General features: G+C 69.8%; 14 protein-coding genes and 1 pseudogene. 4 read left to right on the forward strand and 11 right to left on the reverse strand.

The window, feature by feature from the left end:
* Positions 1-57 precede the first annotated feature (57 nt).
* Together EJG53_RS39925 and car are read left to right on the forward strand one after the other, a co-directional pair.
* Entirely contained in the window at positions 58-1,449 is a 1,392-nt protein-coding gene (locus EJG53_RS39925) for an MFS transporter (protein WP_125048976.1), read from the forward strand.
* A gap of 260 nt (positions 1,450-1,709) precedes the next feature.
* The gene (gene car / locus EJG53_RS39930) at positions 1,710-5,243 is read left to right on the forward strand and encodes a carboxylic acid reductase (RefSeq protein ID WP_125048977.1); all 3,534 of its coding nucleotides are present in this window, start codon (positions 1,710-1,712) and stop codon (positions 5,241-5,243) included.
* A gap of 93 nt (positions 5,244-5,336) precedes the next feature.
* Here the strand turns inward: car and EJG53_RS39935 are convergent, their stop codons facing one another.
* The 5 genes from EJG53_RS39935 to EJG53_RS39955 form a co-directional block, all read right to left on the reverse strand.
* On the reverse strand, positions 5,337-6,296 hold the full coding sequence (locus tag EJG53_RS39935; protein ID WP_244955557.1) for an LLM class flavin-dependent oxidoreductase: 960 nt from the start codon (positions 6,294-6,296) through the stop codon (positions 5,337-5,339).
* Between the two features lie 241 nt (positions 6,297-6,537).
* Positions 6,538-6,729: an NUDIX hydrolase gene (locus EJG53_RS39940; protein WP_125048978.1), complete on the reverse strand. Its 192-nt coding sequence runs from the start codon at positions 6,727-6,729 to the stop codon at positions 6,538-6,540.
* A 202-nt stretch (positions 6,730-6,931) separates the two neighbouring features.
* Positions 6,932-8,485: an FG-GAP-like repeat-containing protein gene (locus EJG53_RS39945; protein WP_125048979.1), complete on the reverse strand. Its 1,554-nt coding sequence runs from the start codon at positions 8,483-8,485 to the stop codon at positions 6,932-6,934.
* 91 nt (positions 8,486-8,576) lie between these two features.
* Positions 8,577-10,178 carry an FG-GAP-like repeat-containing protein gene (locus EJG53_RS43180; RefSeq protein ID WP_244955558.1) on the reverse strand — a complete coding sequence of 534 codons (1,602 nt, stop codon included), beginning with the start codon at positions 10,176-10,178 and terminating at the stop codon, positions 8,577-8,579.
* A gap of 502 nt (positions 10,179-10,680) precedes the next feature.
* Entirely contained in the window at positions 10,681-11,133 is a 453-nt protein-coding gene (locus tag EJG53_RS39955; protein WP_125048981.1) for a winged helix-turn-helix transcriptional regulator, read from the reverse strand.
* Between the two features lie 98 nt (positions 11,134-11,231).
* Here EJG53_RS39955 and EJG53_RS39960 point away from each other — a divergent pair, with 98 nt between their 5' ends.
* On the forward strand, positions 11,232-12,536 hold the full coding sequence (locus EJG53_RS39960) for an MFS transporter (RefSeq protein WP_125048982.1): 1,305 nt from the start codon (positions 11,232-11,234) through the stop codon (positions 12,534-12,536).
* 62 nt (positions 12,537-12,598) lie between these two features.
* Here the strand turns inward: EJG53_RS39960 and EJG53_RS39965 are convergent, their stop codons facing one another.
* Together EJG53_RS39965 and EJG53_RS39970 are read right to left on the reverse strand one after the other, a co-directional pair.
* Complete coding sequence (locus EJG53_RS39965; protein WP_125048983.1) at positions 12,599-12,910, reverse strand: DUF6506 family protein; 312 nt, start codon at positions 12,908-12,910, stop codon at positions 12,599-12,601.
* A gap of 612 nt (positions 12,911-13,522) precedes the next feature.
* Positions 13,523-14,794, reverse strand: coding sequence for an epoxide hydrolase family protein (locus tag EJG53_RS39970; protein WP_244955559.1), 1,272 nt, complete (start codon positions 14,792-14,794; stop codon positions 13,523-13,525).
* A 47-nt stretch (positions 14,795-14,841) separates the two neighbouring features.
* Here EJG53_RS39970 and EJG53_RS39975 point away from each other — a divergent pair.
* A pseudogene (locus EJG53_RS39975) lies at positions 14,842-15,932 on the forward strand (IS630 family transposase).
* A gap of 45 nt (positions 15,933-15,977) precedes the next feature.
* Here the strand turns inward: EJG53_RS39975 and EJG53_RS39980 are convergent.
* From EJG53_RS39980 to EJG53_RS39995, 4 genes are all read right to left on the reverse strand, one after another.
* On the reverse strand, positions 15,978-16,868 hold the full coding sequence (locus EJG53_RS39980; RefSeq protein WP_125048984.1) for an AraC family transcriptional regulator: 891 nt from the start codon (positions 16,866-16,868) through the stop codon (positions 15,978-15,980).
* Between the two features lie 112 nt (positions 16,869-16,980).
* Positions 16,981-17,415, reverse strand: coding sequence for a VOC family protein (locus tag EJG53_RS39985; RefSeq protein WP_125048985.1), 435 nt, complete (start codon positions 17,413-17,415; stop codon positions 16,981-16,983).
* 194 nt (positions 17,416-17,609) lie between these two features.
* A complete protein-coding gene (locus EJG53_RS39990; RefSeq protein WP_125048986.1) occupies positions 17,610-18,650 on the reverse strand; it encodes a vWA domain-containing protein in 1,041 nt (346 codons plus the stop codon).
* A 141-nt stretch (positions 18,651-18,791) separates the two neighbouring features.
* Entirely contained in the window at positions 18,792-19,292 is a 501-nt protein-coding gene (locus tag EJG53_RS39995) for a DinB family protein (protein ID WP_125048987.1), read from the reverse strand.
* Positions 19,293-19,363 lie beyond the last annotated feature (71 nt).

The raw sequence follows: 19,363 nt of genomic DNA on the forward strand, positions 1-19,363 counted from the left end.
AGAATTCCGCTGTATTGCCCGGAAACAATTCTCCGCCCACATGTGAAATGGCAGGCCATGGCCGAATCCACCAGTCTCGACCACCGCACGTCGGACGGGGGCGGGGCGACCCTGCGGCCCGGCCGCGTCCTGACACTGGCCTGCCTGGCACACGGCATGATCGTCATCGACACCAGCATCGTGCACGTCGCCGTCCCGGCGATCCGCGACAGCCTCCGTGCGAGCCTGCCGACGATGCAGTTCGTCGTCACGTCCTACGTGGTCGTCATCGCCGGCCTGATGCTGGCCGGCTCCGCCGCGGTGAAACGGTACGGCGCGGTGCCCATGTTCCGGCTCGGCGTCGTGCTGTTCGGGGCGACGTCCGCGCTGTGCGGCCTGGCCCCCAACGGCGCCGTACTCGTCGCCATGCGGGCCGCGCAAGGACTGGGCGCGGTACTGGTCATGCCCGCCACCCTGGTGATGCTCACCGACACCTACCGCGACCCCGGCCAACGCGCCAAAGCGGTCTCCATCTGGTCGATGGTCGCGGGCAGCCCGGTCGCCTTCGGGCCCACCCTCGGCGGCGCCCTGGTGGAGTCGGTGGGCTGGCGCAGCATCTTCCTGATCAACGTACCCATCGCCCTGACCGTCCTGTGGCTCTCGGCACGGCACATGCCCCGGCACGAACAGCCCGCGCACAGGGAGCCGCAGGACATCCCGGGCCAACTGCTGTCCGTCGTCTTCCTCGGCGGCCTGGCACTGGCGCTCGCCGAAGGCCAGGACCTGGGCTGGACCCGGCCGCTGCCGGTGGCGGCCGCGGTGATCGCGCTGATCGCCTTCGCCGTCTTCGTCGCCCGGCAGCGCAGTTACGCCCACCCCATGATCCCGGGAGAGCTGTTCCGGGCGCCGGGATTCCGCAGCTATGTGACGGTCGGTCTGCTGCTCTTCGTCGGCTACAACGGCCTGATGTTCACCCTGAGCGTCTTCCTCCAGCAGGCGCGCGGATACGACCCGGTCACCGTGGGGCTGTGCTTCCTGGCCTCCGCCCTGCCCATCACCTTCATGCCCCTGCTCGCCGGACGCTTCGGCACCAAGCTCGGCCCCCGGACGGTACTGGGCGCCGGAATCGCCCTGTCCCTGCTCGGCGGCGTACTGCTGGCCGTCATCGGCAGCCACGCCCCCCTCGGCACGTGCGCCGGACTGGTCTTCATCGGCCTGGGCTTCGGCCTGATGACCGTCCCGCAGATCACCCTGACCATGGCGGCGGCGCCGGCGCACCACTCGGCCATCGCCTCCGGCCTGATGTCGGCGGGCCGCTCCACCGGCTCCCTGATCGGCGTCGCCCTGCTCGCCGGCCTCCCGGCCGCGACCAGCATCACCGCCCCGGCGGTCGCACTGGTCGCCGTCTACGTACTGATGGCGCTGGCGGCGGTTGTCGGCGGCCGGGCATTGCCCGCCGAGACCGGGTGACGGAGGCGGCGGCCGGACTGCGCCTGTCGGCATCGGTTGACGGGGGCGCTGGCCGGTCTGCGCCTGCCGACATCGGTTGACAGGGCGGTGGTCGGGCCGCGGCCGTCGGCGCTGCCTGACGGGTCCTCGCCATCAGGCAGCGCTTCGGCGCGTCCCCGCTCCTCAACCACCCCTCGTTCCCAATCGCTTCCCGCATTCCTTCCTTTGCCCCGTTCCTCCGCTCTCCCGCTTCTGCGCACTCTTCCCACATCGGAGTACTCATGCCGGAGCCTCAGGCAGACCACGACGTCGCGTCCAGGATCGCGGCGCTGTACGCGAGCGACCCGCAGTTCGCCCGGGCCGCCCCCGACCCCGACGTCGCCGACGCCATCAGCCGACACGACAGCCTCACCGGCGCCATCGCGGCCGCCATGCACGGATACGCGGACCGCCCGGCCCTCGCCCGCCGGGCCGAACACCTCGTCCGCGACCCCGTCACCGGCCGCCGTACCCGCGAACTGCTGCCCGCCTTCGAGACGGTGTCCTACGCCGGACTGTGGCAGCGGGTCGGCCACCTCGCGACAGCCTGGACCGACGGCAACGCCTCAGGCACCAGCGCCCTGCGCCCCGGAGACTTCGTCGCCACCCTGGGCTTCACCGGCCTGGACTACACCACCATCGACCTGGCCTGCATGCACCTGGGAGCGGTGTCGGTGCCGCTGCCCACCGGCGCGCCCGCCGTACGGCTGGCGCCGGTCCTCGCCGAGACCCTGCCCCGCGTCCTCGCCGCGGACATCGGCTCGATCGAGGCCGCCGTCGACGCCGTCCTGGCCTGCGACTCCATCGAGCGGCTGGTGGTCTTCGACTGCGATCCGCGGGTGGAGGACCACCGGGAAGCCTTCGAGGCGGCCGGCGCCGCGCTGAGCGGCCGGGCCGAGGTGGCTCTGCTCCAGGACGACTTGGACCGGGGCGCTCAGCTTCCGCCCGCGCAGCCGTACGAGGACGACGACCCGGACCGGCTGGTCAGCCTGATCTACACCTCCGGAAGCACGGGCACCCCCAAGGGCGCGATCTACACCGCCGCCATGCTCACGAGGATGTGGCACAACGCGCGCGGCGGCCTCAACGCCGGTGGCGCCGGCGGCAATCCGGTGTTCGTGGTGCACTACATGCCGATGAGCCACGTCAACGGCCGCGCCTGGCTGATCAACGGCCTCGCCTGCGGCGGCACCGGCTACTTCACCGCCCGCGGCGACATGTCGACCCTGTTCGACGACATCCGCCTGGCCCGGCCCACGGCACTGAGCCTCGTACCGAGAATCTGCGACATGGTGCACCAGCGCCATCTGCTCGAAGCCGACCGCATCGGCCGGACCGGCGTCCCGCGCCCCGAGGCGGAGGCCGCCGCGTCCGTCCAGGTCCGCGACGGCATGCTCGGCGGCCGTATCGTCACTGCACTGTGCGGCAGCGCCCCGCTGTCCGAGGCGATGCACACCTTCACCGCCGCCCTCCTCGGCACACCGATCGTCGACTGCTACGGATCGACGGAGACGACCCGGGCCATCGTCGTGGACCAGCAACTGCGCCGCCCGCCGGTGACCGACTACCGGCTGGCCGACGTACCCGAACTGGGATACTTCACCACCGACAAGCCGCACCCCCGAGGCGAGCTGCGGGTCAAGTCGATCGGACTGTTCCCCGGGTACTACAAACAGCCCGAGGTCACCGCCCGCGCCTTCGACGAGGACGGTTTCTACCGCACGGGCGACGTCTTCGCCGAGACCGCGCCCGGCCGCCTGGTCTACGTCGACCGCATCAACAACGTCGTCAAGCTCTCCCAGGGCGAGTTCGTCACCGTCGCCGCGCTGGAGGCGCTGTACGCGACCAGCCCGGACATCGCGCAGATCTACGTGTACGGCAGCAGCGAGCAGGCGTTCCTGCTGGCCGTGGTGGTCCCCGACGCGCAGCGCCTGAACGAGGCGGACGACGCCACCGTACGCGGGCGCGTCCTGGACTCGATGCGTGAACTCGCGCACGGCGCGGGCCTGCACGCCTGGGAGATCCCGCACGACGTCATCGTGGAACGGGAGCCGTTCACCGTCGCCAACGGTCTGCTGTCGGGAGCCGGCAAACACCTGCGTCCCGCCCTCAAGGAGCACTACGGGCCCCGGCTGGAGCAGTTGTACGCGGACATCGCGACCGGCCGGGCAGGCCAGGTCGCGGCGCTCAGAGCGGCCGGCTCAGAGGTCACACCCCTCCAGGCGGTGCTCACCGCGGCCCAGATCACCCTCGGCTGCCCGTCCTCGCTGATCCGGGCCGAGACCGCCTTCACCGACCTGGGCGGTGACTCCCTGTCGGCCCACACCTTCTCGACCGTCCTCGAACAGATAGCCGACGTGGAGGTGCCCATCCAGGTCATCCTCCAGCCCTCCTCGACACTGGCCCGCATCGCCGACCACCTCGACGGGGCGCACCTCGCCCAGGAGCCCCGCCCCACCTTCGCCTCGGTGCACGGCCGCGACGCCCGCGAGGTCGCGGCCCGCGACCTGACACTCGACCGCTTCATGGACGAACGGCTCCTGACCCGGCCACCGGCCCAGGCGCCACTTCCCACCGCCGGCCCCGCCCACAACGTCCTGCTCACCGGAGCCACCGGCTACCTGGGACGCTTCCTGGCCGTCGAATGGCTGCGGCGTGTCGCCGCGACGGGCGGGCGCCTGACCTGCCTCGTCCGGGCCGCCGACGACGAGGCCGCACACCAGCGCGTACGGGAATGCCTGCGCGCTGCGGCGGCCGACCAGCCCGACTGGTTCGACGACGTCGCCGTACAGCATCTGACGGTCCTGGCCGCCGACGTGTCGGCACCGCGACTGGGACTGGCGGAGCCGGTCCGGCAGACACTGGCCGACGAGACCGACCAGATCGTGCACGCCGCCGCACTGGTCAACCATGTCCTGCCGTACCACCGGCTGTTCACCCCCAACGTCACCGCCACGGCGCAGCTCATCGAGCTGGCGCTCACCCGCCGCGTCAAACGGTTCGCCTACGTCTCGACGGTGGCCGCCGCGATGCTGCCGGACGGCTCGTTCCTCGACGAGACCGCCGACGTCCGTACGGCGTGCCCCGTCCGGCAACTGGACGACTCCGACGCGAACGGCTACGCCACCAGCAAGTGGGCCGGCGAAGTCCTGCTGCGCCAGGCACACGAGGCGACGGGCCTGCCGGTCACCGTCCTGCGGCCGGACATGATCCTGGCCCACAGCCGCCTGCCCGGCCAGTTGAACCTGACCGACCGCTTCACCCGGCTGCTCCTCAGCGTCATCACCACCGGCATGGCGCCGTACTCCTTCTACCGGCTCGGCCCGGACGGCCGCCGCGGACGGGCGCACTACAGCGGCCTGCCGGTCGACTTCACCGCCGCCGCGATCACCTCCCTCACCGCCGACAACACGCACGACCACGTCACCTACAACACGGTCAACACCCACGACGACGGCATTTCCCTGGACGAGTTCGTGGACTGGCTGATCGCCGCGGGCCACCCGATCACCCGGTTCGACGACCACCGCCAGTGGCACCAGCGCACCGAGGCGGCCCTGCGCGGCCTGCCCGAACACCAACGGCGCCTGTCACTGCTCCCGTTGATGCAGGCGTACGCCCGGCCGGGGGAGTCGCGACCGGGCTCGGCGGTACCGGCCGCACGGTTCACCGCGGCGGTCGCCAGGCTGGGCGTGGGCGGGGGAGCCGTACCGTCGCTCTCGCCCGAATTCATCACCAAGTGCGTAGCCGACCTGAAGCTGCATGACCTTCTCTGACCCCGGGGAACTGCCGCACCTGTTTGGCCCCGTCCACAGCCAACCGTGGGCGGGGCCGAACAGGCTCCGGAAGCCGTATGGCAGGTCAGGCTCTCAACTGCGCGAATCGCACGGATCGCACGCATTGCGTGCATTGCGCGCGGGCGCAATCTCCTCGATGACATGCCGCCCGGTGGCGAAGAACCCGGACTCACGCGGGTAATGCACCACGACCTCGGTGAAACCCAGCTCGGCACACCGACCCGCGATGTCCTCGAAAGCCTGTGCCGACTCCATCGTCGGCAGCAGCGAGAACCCGGTCAGCAGCGTCCGCCCCAAGGTCTTCGGATCACGCCCCTCGCGCTCGCACGCCGCTTCGAGCTGCTCCATCCGACGGGCCAGCACCGACCACGTCCAGGCAGCGGTCCGCTCCTGCCGCGGCACGTCTCCCTGGTCGGTGACGACCCACGACGCGCCGTGGCGCGCGACGGTCCGCATGCCCAGCGGACCGTTCGCCGCCAGCGCGAAAGGCACCCGGGGCCGCTGTACGCACCCCGGCTCCAGCCGCGCGTCGACCGCCTCGTAATAGCGGCCGAGGTAGGTGGTGTGCTTGCGCCCGTCGGGCGCCCCCGTCAGCAGCCGGTCCAGCAACTCGACCGACTCGCGGTAACGGCCCCCGCGTTCCTGCACCGACCAGCCCTTGCCCCGCTCACCCTGGCCGAGCACACAGGCATCGGCATCGGGCGAACCCGCACCGAAACCGAGCACGAACCGGCCCTCACTGATGGCGTCCAGCGTGATGACATCGTGCGCGAGCGGCACCGGGTGCCGGTAGTTCGGCGACGTCACCAACGTACCGATCCTGATCCGCGAGGTGACTCCGGCAGCGGCCGCCAACGTCGGCATCGCGCCGTACCAGGCACTGTCCGGCAACCCCGCCCAGGTGATGTGGTCATAGCTGTAGGCGGCGTGAAAGCCCAGCTCCTCGGCGTGCCTCCAGGTCGCGGCCGCCTCCCGGAACGGACGGTCGGGCAGGATACAGACGCTGATGCGCACAACTGACTCCAGATTCATCGGTGCCGCTCCGCCCCGGCACCCACCGGCGAACGAAGCCCTCCGGCCCGAGCCGCACCGGCCGGCCACAGCGGCGCCACCCACCAGGCAGCCCCCGCCCGCCCACCACTGCCCCAGGCCCGAACCCGACAGTACTGATCAGCCACCCCGGCGCGCAGTCAGGAGACCTCTAGACCCCACCCTCGAATACGGCCAATGCGACACCCGGCACCCGCCCGGACCAACTCCACCGGCCTGCACGTCAGACAAGCCGTATGCCCCGGCCGTACCAGGCGGCGACGGCCCGCTTGTACCCGTCCGGCATGGTCAGCCCCGGCACCGCGCCCATGGAGAACAGGCCCAGCCGCTCGTGCTCGTGACTGACGACGGGCGGCCGTTCGGGAGTCAGCACGGTGCAGCCGTACGTCACGATCAGCACGCGGCGCCCGACCACGTGCGCGTCAAACGCGACACCTTTTCACGGAAACGGGCCACAGCGGCGATGTGTACGTCATGACGGTCCCCGTCCTGCGGTGTGGGTCTGCCCAGCGGAACGTAGCAGCCTGCCAGCGGCCCAGGAACGATCCAGCGGCCCGCACGGCGGACATGACGTGTCGCCGTGCGGGCCGCTGGCCGTATGACCGGGGGAGAGCCGGTCAGGAAGTGGTGGCCGACCACATGAGCGGGCCGCTGGTCAGGGGGCCCGTGCCGTTGCCGGTGTAGAGGCGCAGGTCGCCGTTGGCGCGGTGGGCGGCGATGTCGGTCTTGCCGTCGCCGTTGAAGTCGCCGCCGAGGACGGAACGCATGTAGCCCCACGTCTTGTCGTGCCAGAGGTCGGCGGCACGGGTGACGGTGCCCTGGGCGTTGCCGGTGTAGAGGCGGAGCGCGCCGTCGTAGGCGATCGCGGCGATGTCGTCCCGGCCGTCACCGTTGAAGTCGCCGGAGGCCATGCGCTTCATGCCGTCCCAGGTCTTGTCGGGCCACAGGTCGCGCTTGGCGTTGACGAGGGTGCCGTCGGGGTTGGTGATGTAGGCGTGCAGCGAGCCGTCGCCCCACACGGCGGCCAGGCCGTCGCGGCCGGAGGAGTCGGAGCGGTAGCGCACGATCTGCTTCATCGTGCCCCAGGAGGTGTCGTGCCACAGGGGGCGGCGCGGGTTCAGGAGACCGTCGCCGGAGCCGGTGTGCAGGAAGAGCTGCCCGTCGCCGCGGAGGGCGATCAGGTCGGCCTTGCCGTCGCCGTTGAAGTCACCTCCGATGATCTGCGTATAGTTCTTCCAGGTGCCGTCGTGGGCCCACAGCTCGCGGCCGTACCGCAGGGTGCCGTCCGGCTTGGCGTAGAAGGCGTGCAGGTTTCCGTCGTTCAGGACGGCGGCGATGTCGGTGCGGCCGTCGCCGTCGAAGTCGGCGGACGCGATGACGTCGCTGACGTCCGGGACCTTCGTGGTCAGCCGTACCGTCTGGATCCAGTCGGCGATGTCGTCCGCACGGGACGCGACGGCACCGTCGCGGGCCTCGTCCTCATGACCGAAGCAGCCCTTGAACCACGACCGGTTGTTGACCCCGACGAGCTCGTACCGGCCGCCGCTCTCGCGCCATACGGGGGCACCGGCGTCCCCCTCACAGACGGCCGCCGCGTCGTCCTTGCCGGCGAGGTCGATGGTGGTGTCCGCCACGCTGCGCGCGGTGAAGCGCCCGTAGTGCAGGCGGTCGGGCACCCATTCGTCCTTGGTACGGCCGAAACCGCTGACGGAGACGTCCTCGTTCTGCGACAGCTTCTTGGCCGGGACGCCGGCCGGCGCGACACCGGTGACCGGCTGCGCGAGCCTGGCCATGACCAGGTCACGGTCGCCGCGCGGGACGAGCTGTTCGACCGTCGTGACCGTGCCGCCGTCCGTCCGGGAGAGGTCGGCGCGCCCCACGGTCGCGGTGGTCTTCAGCTTCGGCGCCCCGGCCGTGAGCTGTGCGTACTGGGCGGGGTCGTCGGTGAAGCAACTGGCGGCGGTGACCAGCCACAGTTCGTCGACGAGTGTGGCCGTGCAACTGCGCTTGCCGTCGCCGATGTCCAGCTTCACGGTGGACGGGTAGGAGCCGTCCTGGGCGGCCGGTCCCACGACCGCGTCGGCGGGTCCCGCGGTCAGCAGGACCGCGGCCATGGCGGCAGCGGATATCCCGGCGGTGAGACCGGCGCGGGAGGAGCGTCTGGAAGACATCACGTTCTTTCGGTTCAGTTCGGTTCGGTATTGCTGTGTGCGGGGATGGAATGGTCTTCGGAGGCGGCAGCGTGCCGGAAACCGGCCGGCCTCAGCCGATGGCCTGGATCCGCTTCCAGCCGGTCGGGCCGATGATGCGGGCATCGCCGTCCGCCGGGTCACCCGCGGAGTTGGTGCCGCCCTTGTAGTACAGCAGCGTGCCGCTGCCGTCCGCCGTCGTGGCCCACAGGTCCGCCACCCCGTCGCCGTCGGCATCCGCCGCCCCGGTGATCAGCGGACGGTTGCGGGTGTCCCAGCCACGCGTCCCGTAGAGGGTGCGGTCGCCGAAGGTGTTGTCGGAACGGCCCCGGTAGAGCCACAGCTTGCCGTCACGGGTGTCCCGGACGAACAGATCGGGGCGCCCGTCGCCGGTGGCGTCGCCGGCCGCGGACAGCGTCATCGGTGCCCAGCCCTCGCCACTCAACTGAACCCTGGGCTTGAGCTGCGGCCGGGCCGCCGGATCACCCGCGTACAGCCACAGCTTGTCCCCGTAACGCGCCACGAGATCGGGGTGGCCGTCACCGGTGACATCGCCGGCGGCGACGATCCGGGCGTCGGCGGGCCAGTCACGGCCGATCCGGATGCGGTCACCGAGCGAGCCGTCGCCGGTGTTGGGGTAGAGCCACAGATCGGTGCCGATGCGCGCGAGCAGGTCCTCGCGGCCGTCCCCGGTGAAGTCACCGCGGTGGGTGACGGAGGCGCCGGACCAGCCGCCCGTGCCGATGACGCGGTGGCCGCCGGTGACGCCGCCGTCGCCCAGTCCGGGGTAGAGCCGCAGCTTGCCCGCGTCGTCCACCGCCACGAGATCCGGCTTGCCGTCGCCACTCATGTCACCGGGGGTGGGTACGGGGGTCCCAGGCAGCCGGGCGAAGATCGGCGCGTGGTCGGAGTAGCCGGTGGGCGGGCCGCTGGTGGGTTCGTTCTCCGACTGGTCCATCCGGGACGTGTCGATGGCGCAGGCCGCGAACCGGTTGCCGCCGGGAGTCCGGTTGGTGAAGAAGTGATCCAGCTTGTGGAGTGAATGCCGCTGCGTCGCGCGGTTCCAACCGTGGTAAGTGAAGCCGTCGATGCAGCGGTCGAAGGAATCGGTCAGCGGCTTCATGGAGTCCGCGCCCGCGTTGCGGTTGAAGTCCCCGCCCAGGATGAAGCCGGTATTCGCCGCCGTACCGAGATACGCCTTGACGTTCTTGATCTGCTGGGCGACGCGCTCGGATTCGCCGACCGCGATGTGCGTGGTGCAGACCCTGGTCGTCCAGCCCTGGACGGACGCGCACAGGATCGGCAGTGTCTGCTTGTCCTGGCCCGACGGGTCCGCAGGCAGCATGTTGGCCGACGAGCTTCCGGTGATGGTTCCCTTGACCGCCAGGGCTACCCCCAGCTCACCCGAGAGTGCCCCACGGCAGTCGGTGCGGCCGTCGGGCCGGGCCCCGGAGGCATGCCGTACGTCCCAGCCCTCGCCCAACTGGGCGCGCAGCAGCTCCAGATGACTGCCCGGGGCGACGCCGCACACCTCCTGCAGCATCACCACGTTGGCCTGGCGCTCGTCGACGAGCTTCTTGATCTGCGCGGCCTTCTGCTCCGGCTCGTTGCGGTGCGGGCAGTATCCCGGCTCGCCGCGCCGGCCGCCCGCTTCGCCGCAGATGTTCCATGACACGACCCGTATCTCAGGCTGTGCAGGCCCGGTGGAGGTTGTCGGGCCGGCTGCTGGAGCTGCCACGGCCAAGGGGGCGAAGGCTATGGGGAGAGCGGCAGCGCTCATGGCTGCGACCAGTGCGCGGGCGGCCGGTCCAGGTATGCGTGAGAAAAGTCTGTTCATGGCCTCTTCGCGGTCCCCTTCGCGCGATCGACAGTCACCGCCAGGCGCGGCATCACACCGTACTCACGTTCAAAGGCCGACTTTTCCGACACTGCGTGGACTGGGTGCTTATTCGGGATCCTATCGCCATGTATCCGTGCGGCTTCATGTCTGACTCCGGGGGCCGGTCCTGACTGCGGGCGTGGGGGGCGCTACGGCAGTCAGTCCGTCGGCTCCGGACGATGAGTGCTTTGCCTGCGGAGGTCCCGGCGACTTTGTGATGTCTTCGTGCGACGCGTCGGCTGCGAGCCTGCGGACCTACGGACCTGCGGCTTTCCGGTCTTTCGGACTTCGGGGCGGATCAGTGGTCGGAGACCTTGTGGACGGTGGTGTCATCAGGGCCCAGTCGGCGCCCGTCCGCAGACAGCACTTCCAAGGTGCGGAGATGTTCTCCCTGTCGGCGGTCGACCAGTTGTGAGTGTGCTTCGCCGGGAGTGAAGAAATGCTGTTCGCCCCACTGCCGGAGCGCCACGATGACGGGGAAGAGTGCCTTGCCCTTCGGGGTCAGTACGTACTCGCGGTAGGCGCTGCCGTCCGAGGCGGGGACGGATTCGAGGATTCCGCCCGCGACCAGGGTGCGCAGGCGTGCGGTGAGGATGTTCTTCGCCACGCCGAGGCTGCGCTGGAACTCTCCGAAGCGCCGACTCCCGTCGAAGGCGTCCCGCACGATCAGCAGTGACCACCAGTCGCCGATCGCGTCCACCGACCGGGCGACGGGGCATGCGCTGTCGTCGAAGCGTGTCCTGGTCACCATGGCGCCCTCGCTCTCTGAGTGGTTGCAACATGCTACCAAGGCGGCTACGGTCTCCGTCGTTGGTGGTGGCAAGATGAAACCAGATGATGGTCGGAGGGATGCCGATGCCTGGCAAGGGTGAGGCTGTGACGCGAGGGACCGAGGCAGAGGCCGAAGCCGCGGCAGGTGCAGAGGCAGGGGGCGAAGTCGCGACCGAGACTCAGACCGCGGCCCAGAACGACGAAAGTCCCGCGTCCACCCTGTCCCGTGGCGTCATCGTCCTGTTCGCCGTCGCCTGCGCGGCCGCGGTGGCCAACGTCTACTTCTCCCAGCCGCTCCTGGTGACGATCGGGCACGACCTCGGCATGAGCCCGGCGTTCGTCGGCAGCGTGGTCACCCTCACGCACATCGGATACGGGCTCGGGCTCTTCTTCCTCGTTCCGCTGGGCGACATGGCCGACCGCAGACGGCTCGTCGTGGCCCAGTTACTGCTCCTGGTGCTGGCCCTGGCCGTCGTTGCGGCCGCCCGCACGGCGGCGGTCCTGCTCGTGGGCATGGCCGCCACCGGACTTCTCGCGGTCGTCACACAGACATTGGTCGCCTTCGCCGCATCTCTGGCCCCTCCCGCCGCACGCGGGCGGGTCGTCGGCCTGGTCACCAGCGGCGTGGTCATCGGAATCCTGCTCGCCCGCACCGTCTCCGGCCTGATGGCCGACCTCGCGGGCTGGCGCTCCGTCTACCTCGCCTCGGCGTCGCTCACCGCTCTCCTCGCCCTGATCCTGTACCGGGTGCTGCCGCGCCCCACCGGCGTCTCGCCGACCGCCCTGCGCTACGGACAGCTCCTGCGCTCCACGGTCACCCTGTTCGTACGGGAACGACTGCTGCGAATCCGGGCCCTGTTCGGTCTGCTGATCTTCGCTGCCTTCAGCACTCTGTGGAGCAGTGTCGCGCTGCCGCTCAGCGAGGCCCCGTACTTCCTGCCCCACGGTGCGATCGGAGCGCTGGGCCTGATCGGCGTCGTCGGCGCCCTGGCCGCGACGGTGGCGGGCCGCCTGAATGACCGCGGACTCTCCCGGCGGACCACCGGCATCGTCCTGGCACTGCTCGCCGCCTCATGGCTGCCGTTGGCCTTCACCCGCAGTTCGCTCTGGGCCCTGGCCGTCGGGGTGATCCTTCTAGACCTCGCCGTGCAGGCGGTCCACGTCACCAATCAAACCCTGATCCACGCGCTGCACCCGGACGCGGGCAGTCGGCTGATCGGCGGATATATGGTCTTCTACTCGGTCGGCAGCGCTACCGGCGCCATCGCCGCAACCTCGCTCTACACGGTGGCCGGCTGGGGCGCCGTATGCGCGCTGGGCGCCGCGTTCAGCTTCCTCGGGCTCGTACTGTGGGTGTGCACCCGCCACAGTGACCTCCGCTGACCTGCGCTGATTCGCGTCGGCCTGGCGAACCTGAACGCGGCGCCGGAAGCCGAAGAGCCGGCTCAGTCCGCCTGCGGCGGGAAGAGTGCCGCCACGCCGTCGATCGACTCGGGCCCGTACCCCACCGACCCGACCGGAACACGGGACTTGGTGGCCTCGATGACCTTGGCGGTCCACACGGGGCCGAAGCCGCCGCACAGTTCGATGAGCTGGATGCCCTCGTCCACCAGGGCCGCCGCCACCTCGGGTGCCTGGGACGGGTCCGCCATACCCACCATGACGGCGCGGAACCCGTCACGTTCGATCACGGACCGGTCCCGGTCGGGGTCGAGCCCGCGTCCGGTGAAGAGGAAGCCGAATGCGTCGAGTGCCATGTTCATCGCTCCTTGAACTGCGGGGCAGCCGGGGCCCCGGGGCCGACTCTGCCACGGCCTCGTCGGCCACTCCGGTCAGGGGCAGTCTGCCACGAGGCGTCATGGACAACTCGACGCCGTGCTCGCTCGCGCCTTACCGCCGGCCATTCAGGCAAGGGCACGGGCAACTTGCGGTGCAGCCTGACCAGAGCGGCCCGTTGGGTGGTGCCAGGGCCGGCGGGGTCAGGCAGGGCATTGAGGAGCGAGCAGTCTGCGCAACATTGCTGCGCTGTTCGGTGAGGACGGCCAGGGGAACGGCGTACTGGCGGAAATGGCTCACGGCCCAGCGCAGTTCGGGCCCGAGGGCGGCGCGGAAGCACGATCCGTCGTCGACACCACGGCCCTTGGCCACCAGCGCTGCCACATCGCCTGTCCCCTGGAGGGAAGGAGGCTCGCCACGAGGGAGCACCTCTGCGGTCGCTTCCGGGCTCGGGGCCGCCCGGGCAACGATGGCGTCCCGCAGGCGTGCCGACGCGCTGTGCGGGATGACGCGCAGCCACGTATGCAGGGTGCACCTTCACCGGGCAGAGGGCCGACGCGGGCTGAGAAGGCACGTACCTGGCACGAAAGCCCTCATCGCGTCCGGTCGTCGGTGTGCTGACGCGCGTGCCGGAACGCGGCCCGGAGTTCGGCGACCAGCAGGTCCGGCTGTTCCAGGCCGGGGAAGTGGCCGCCGCGATCCATCTCGTGCCACGAGCGGAGGTCGTGGTAACGGCGCTCGGCCCAGCGCCGCGCGGTCGGCCACGGCTCGGCCGGGAACAGTGAGCAGGCGGTGGGTGTCGTCACCGGTTGCGCGATCTCCTCCTCGGCGCTGCGCGGTACCCACCGCATCGCCTCCCAGTACCAGCGGGCGCTGGAGGCGCCGGTTCCGGTCAGCCAGTACAGGGCGATGTTCTCCACCTGCTGCGTCAGGCTCACCCCGCCACCGGCCTCCGGCCGTGTGTCGGCGTAGGCGTCGAACTTCTCGCCGAGCCACGCCGCCAGGCCGGCGGGGGAGTCGAGCAGGGAGTAGCCGAGTGTCTGCGGACGCGTGGCCATGATCATCCCGAAGCCGTAGCCGTCCGCGAGATGGGTGTCGCGTCGCTCCAGCATGCGTCGTTCCGCCAGGTCGGGCGCGTGCCTGTCCTCCGGCAGGGGAGAGGCGAGCGGCATCGTGAGGTGCAGACCGGCGACACGCTCGGGCACCTGGCGCGCCAGCTCGGTACTGACGTACGCGCCCCAGTCCCCGCCGTGCGCGCCGAACCGCTCGTACCCGAGCGCGGACATCAACTCGGCCCACGCCCGCGCCGTACGGGCCGGTTGCCAGCCGCGCTCGCGCGGACGCTCACTGAACCCGAACCCGGGCAGCGACGGTACGACCACGTGGAACGCGTCGGCGGCGGAACCGCCATACGCGACGGGGTCGGTGAGCGGCCCGAGAACGTTTTCGAATTCGAGTACGGAGCCCGGCCAGCCGTGAGTGAGTATCAGGGGAAACGCCGTCGGCTCGGGCGAACGCACGTGCCAGAACGCGATGTTCAGCCCGTCGATACGGACGCGGTAGTGCGGAATCGCGTTCCAGCGGTCTTCCGTGGCCCGCCAGTCATGCTGTCGCCAGGCGTCCAGCAACGTCCTCAGCCGGGTGAGTCCGATGCCCTGTGAAGCGTCCGGCACCGTTTCGGGTTCGGGGAGCCGTGCCTCGTCGAGGCGAGCCCGCAGAAGTGTCAGCTCGCGGTCGGGGATGTGAATGGGGAAGGGCTCGATCTGCTCGATCCCTTCGCTCCGCTCGGCCCGCCCTGTGCCTTCGGTCTGCTCGGTCTGCCCGTCCTGCTCGCTCTTCGGCGTTGTCGTCGTGTTTCCAGCCATGGACGAAACCCTAGTGACCTGAGTCGGAGATTCGTCGTTGGTTGGGTATGAGTCGTCCGGGTCCGAAGATTGCGCCGTTGTCGGTCACTGATGCCCAGCGGGCTGTGCTGGAAGGCTGGGTGCGTCGGCGTACGACGGCTCAGGCGCTGGCTCAGCGGTCGCGGATCGTGCTGGAGTGTGCCGAGGGGCGCTCGATCCTGGAAGTGTCGCGCCGGCTGCGGATCGCCCCGGACACGGTCCGCACCTGGCGGCGCCGTTTTCTGGAGCGCGGGCTGGACGGCTTGTGCGACGAGCCGCGGCCGGGTGTCCCGCGCAAAATCACCGACGCGGATGTCGAGCGGGTGATCGTCAAGACGCTGGAGGAGAGGCCGAAGAACGCCACCCACTGGTCGACGAGGTCGATGGCGGCGGCCACGGGCATGTCGCAGTCGGCCGTTTCGCGGATCTGGCGGGCGTTCGCCCTGGCCCCGCACCGCACGCAGACGTTCAAGCTGTCCACCGATCCGTTGTTCATCGACAAGGTCCGCGATGTAGTGGGGCTCTACCTCGATCCGCCGGAGAAGGCCCTGGTGCTGTGTGTGGACGAGAAGTCGCAGATCCAGGCGCTGGACCGGTCCCAGCCGGTCCTGCCGATGATGCCCGGGGTGCCCGAGCGGCGCAGTCACGACTATGTCCGGGCCGGCACCACGACGTTGTTCGCCGCCCTGGAGGTGGCGAGCGGGAAGGTCTTCGGCTCGCTGCACCGCCGGCACCGGGCCGTGGAGTTCAAGAAGTTCCTGGCCAGGCTGGACAAGGAGGTCCCGGCCGGCCTCGGCGTGCATCTGATCCTCGACAACTACGCGACGCACAAGACGCCCGCGGTCAAGACGTGGCTGCTGGCGCACCCGCGCTTCCACCTGCACTTCACCCCCACCAGCGCGTCCTGGCTCAACCTGGTCGAGCGCTGGTTCGCCGAACTGACACAGAAGAAGCTCAAGCGCGGCGTCCACCGCTCCGTCCAGGCCCTCGAACGCGACATCCGGGCCTGGCTGGCCGACTGGAACGAGCACCCACGCCCTTCCTCTGGACCAAATCCGCCGACGAGATCCTCGACAAAGTCGCCGCCTACTGCCACCGGATCTCTGACTCAGGTCACTAGATGCGGTCGCCGCCCAGGCCCATGCGCGAGATTGCCGCGAAGAGGTCAGGAATTGCGGTACGCCGAGGGGCGGACGCCGGTGTGGCGCAGGAACGCCGTCGACAGGGCGCCGGAGTCGGCGAATCCGCAGAGCGGCGCGATCCGGGCGACCGTGAAGCCGGTCTCCCGCAGCAGACGTTTCGCTTCTTCGACACGGAGTTGGGTGAGGTACCGGTGGGGTGTCTGCCCCGTCGCCCGGCGGAACACGCGGACGAGGTGGAAAACGCTCAGGTGCACTTCGTCCGCGACATCGGCCAGCGTGAGCGGTTCAGCCAGCCGGTCACGCATGAACGCGATCGCCACGCGGACGCGCGCGTCCTCCCGCTCGGGCGCTCGCCGGCCCGGGTTCCGGGAGTGACGAGTGAGCAGGTGTACGGCCAGGAAGGTGGCCGACGCCTCGGCGTACAGGTCCCCGGTCTCCTCCGCCGAACCGACGGCACGGACCGCCTCCACGAGGAGCGGGTCCCCGGTGGCCACGGACGCCGCCATGCTTTCGTAGTCGACCTCGCGGCTCCCCAACTGCGCCGCGGTACGTTCGACGGTGCCGCGCGGAATGTGCACCTGCACGCTGCCCAACGGTCCGTCCCCGCGATAGCGGCGGAGGACGGACCGGTCGGGAACGGCCAGTTCGAGTTGGCCGGGCGCCCAGGTGCGGCGCTGCCACCGGCCATCGGCACGCGTCTCCAGCACGGCCCGTCCCGCCACGGGCAGGATCAGGTGCAGGTCCGCCGCGGCCGGCAACTCCATGCTCTCGACCACCGGGACGTGATGGAACCGCTGGACGAGCAACGACTGCCAGCCGGTGTCCTCCCAACTGCAATGCGTCCGCCGCACGTAGGAATCCATGGCGAAACCCGCGTAGGGCTGGAGATCGAAATGAACCGAATCGAACACCATACGGCCGAGAGTAGCGGCTGGGGTCTTTCACGCGGTGCGGGCGGAGCGGGCGGCCCGGTCAGTCCGGACCGCCCGCGTGTGACGTGACGTGGTGTGCCTGGTTGCCCGGCACTCAGTCGAGGCAGAACTCGTTGCCCTCGACGTCCTGCATACAGAGACACGACTCGTTTTCGTCATCAGCGGGCAGCAGCCGCACGCGTACCGCGCCGAGCGCGACCAAGCGTGCGCCTTCGGCCTCGAGCGCGGCCACCCGCTCTTCCCCTACGAGCCCGGTGCCGGCCCGCACGTCGAGATGCACCCGGTTCTTGACAACCTTCCCCTCGGGAACGCGTTGGAAGTACATGCGCGGGCCCACCCCTGAGGGATCCTGGCAGACGAACGCTGAACCTCGACGCTCAGGCGGTTGCGAACGATCGAACTCGTCCCAAGTGGCGAACCCCTCCGGTGGCGGCGGTACGACGTACCCCAACACCTCGCACCAGAAGCGAGCGACGCGCTCGGGGTCCGCGCAGTCGAAGGTGACTTGGAACTGCTTGATCGATGCCATCGGGCCATCGTAGAGGCGGGCTCTTTCCTCGTCATCCAGATTTCGTGTCTGAGGAGATGGTTGACGCATACGGCCGGCCGCGGGGGTGTACGGCAACCGACTCCGGAAGCTCGTCCGGCACCAGGTGAGAACTCCGCATGCTGAGTGTGCCCCACGGGGCTCCGCCGACCGGGTCGGCGGAGCCTTCCGAGAGATCAGAGCATCAGCAGCAGCCGCGTGTGCGGAACCAGCTTCCGATTCACGCTGGTGCTCTGCACGAATATGGTGAAGTCGTCATTGCGGTCGGGACTGATACGCACTTCCTCGTCCGGCAGACCCAGCAAGGACCGGGCCTCCGGCCCCGTGTACACCCGGTCCGTCTTCTTCTCCAGTACGGCGATCTGCTTCCGCGCCTGAATCTTCTCCGACTTGCTAAGCTGATAGAAGGCGCAACCGGTACGGTACGTGTGCCCGCACTCGACGACCCATTCCCGTATCGCCGCCGCGCGAGCCACCGGAATGAGCTGGTATTTCGACGGGTCCACCGGGGTGAGACCGGCTGCCTCGATGGTGTCCTTGTTGACCGCCTCCGCGCCGGTGGAGAAGACCGCCCGGGAACCCCGGATGCCCTGGGCCCGGCCCACCATGAAATTCTCGGTGGCCTGCTGGATGACCTGCCCCGCCTCTTCCAGGCCCCGGGTGCTGGTGGCGTCCCAGATGGCGATGTTGTCCTTCGGGAAGCCGCACTGCATGGCCTCGCGCTTGCCCATCTGGTCCGGTACGAGGACGGCAAGCGTCCAGTTGTCCTCCTGCGTCCTGATCAATTCGTCCACCGCGTTGATCAGTTCGCGCGTGCTCTTGCCGGGCGTGTCCGGGCAGCGGTGGCTCGCATTCTCCTGCCCGTCGGTCAGCACGAACGTCAGGAAGCTGTGGTCGCCGTACAGTTGCGCCGTCTGCGCCAGTTCCCGCTGCGACTTCAGCGTGGCCGCCAGCAGAGCCGTCATTCCGCCGACCCGGTAAAGCTGCTTCAGGGACGGCATCCGCAGCACGTCCTTGTCGTAAATGACGCATTCCACCGTGTCCGCGAAGGCGTACACCGTGACGCGGGTCTCCTGGCCCAGTTCCTTCGAGCGGCGAGCCAGATACGCAATCTGCTGGTCGGCGACGTCGACGACCTTACGGCTCAGGTGTGACATGGACGAACTGGCATCCAGCACAAGAGCAACGTGATTGATGTAGTTCTGGTTCCCGGACATAAATGCTCCCCCTCTTCCGTCTTGGTGCTCTCACCTTCTCACCCACCACTGACAATCGACCTTGGACGCCGAGCCGGGGGCCGGTGGCTCTCGTCCAGAGGTGGGCCGTGGTCGCGCCAGGTACGGGTGCGCCTGCCCGGATCAGCGACCGGTCGAGCCGTCGATCAGTTCGCGGAGGATGTCGGCGTGGCCCGCGTGACGGCCGGTTTCCTCGATCATGTGCGTCAGTGCCCAGCGGACGCTGGGACCGGCGCGGCCCGGCCGCGGTCGGGGGACCGGCGCGTCGAGATCGGTGCACACGTCGAGCACGACGTTGGCGCGCTCGACCGTCTCGCGGTAGCGGGCCACGATGTCGGCCACGTTGTCTGCCGGTGTGGCCTGGAACGTCGCCGGCCAGTCGGTGACGTCGTCGCCGAGGAACATCCAGCGTTCGACCGCCGGCAGGTGGTTGAGCAGGCCGAGCAGGTTGGTGCCCGACGGCACGGCGGCTGTCCGGACCTGCGGCTCGGGGGCACCGTCGACCTTCGCGGCGATCGACGTACGGAGGTAGTCGAGGAACCCGCGCAGGACCTCGGCCTCGCTGCTTCCGGTCCGGGGCGGCGGGGTGTCGCCGCGGTGAGTGGGGCGCGTGGTGCTGGGCAACAGGGGGCTGCCTTTCTTCGTCGAGTCTGTGTCAGGTCTTCGTCGCGGTTTGTCGAAGACGGAGCTGGCCG

Origin of the sequence: Streptomyces chrestomyceticus JCM 4735 (genome assembly GCF_003865135.1) — a bacterium.
Classification (GTDB): Bacteria; Actinomycetota; Actinomycetes; order Streptomycetales; family Streptomycetaceae; genus Streptomyces; species Streptomyces chrestomyceticus.